An 896-nucleotide genomic window follows, 5' to 3' on the forward strand; every position below is an offset into this window, starting at 1 on the left:
GCCCTGTCCTCAATTGTAGGAATACCTAACGGTCTTAATTTACCGTTCGATTTCGGGATGTAGGTTCTTTTCAAAGGTTTTGCCTGATATTCTTTATTAAGGTTCATCCTTTGGACAAGAGACATTCTTTCTTTATTGTTTCGGATTATTGTCTTGTCTACACCTGCCGTGTTCTTTCCTGTATTATCGGAAGTAACACGTTTGACACTCAGTAATTTGGCATACGGGTCTCTCAATAAATCACGTTGTAATCTCCTTACTTCAGTGATGTTACCTGCGAGCATTGCCCGATACATCTGATTTTGCTTTCGGAACACATTTAGTTCTACTGTTTTCCAGTCAATGTTTTCCCATCTGTTTACTTTCAGCATTTTGGTTACTTTCATTTGTATTCTTTTGTTAAATCCACAACGAATTTGGCATATCCGATTGACCGTAGCCAATCGGCTTTCGCTTGGTCGTTGTTCCTACCCAATACATCATATTCATCCAAGAGTATTTATTGCATTAGCAAAATGATGTATCGGTTTCCTCGTTCCTTTAATCAATGTTTACCCGAACTTAGATTCCTCTCTATACCGCCAGTCCTGTATAAGCTTATGAATACCCTCAAACAGATTGGGTTCCTATTGACTGGAGGACTGCACCATACGATGTGGGTACAGCGTGCATGCTCACGATACCTTAACAAGGCTATCATATTCGGTTCGTCCCATCTTTCTCTATAGCATCGCTCCATAGGATTGACTTTTCTCCGAGCTTCCCATTCCCTGTTCTCTTGGGCAGGTTAAGGGTCGGATGGACTTTGTTGGATAAGCCGCCAACATCAGCATTTCACTGAATTAATTAAAAGTTAAGCCCACCTATAGAGGTGAAGCCCGTACAGCTTGTTAGGC

1 protein-coding gene is annotated in these 896 nt (G+C 41.3%); it reads right to left on the reverse strand.

Annotation, left to right across the window (positions count from 1 at the left end; translation table 11 throughout):
• On the reverse strand, positions 1 to 386 hold a 386-nt coding region (locus RB618_RS23675; protein WP_308071092.1), incomplete at its 3' end, for a reverse transcriptase N-terminal domain-containing protein.
• Positions 387 to 896 lie beyond the last annotated feature (510 nt).

Source organism: Flavobacterium sp. LHD-85, from assembly GCF_030929595.1.
Lineage (GTDB): Bacteria > Bacteroidota > Bacteroidia > Flavobacteriales > Flavobacteriaceae > Flavobacterium.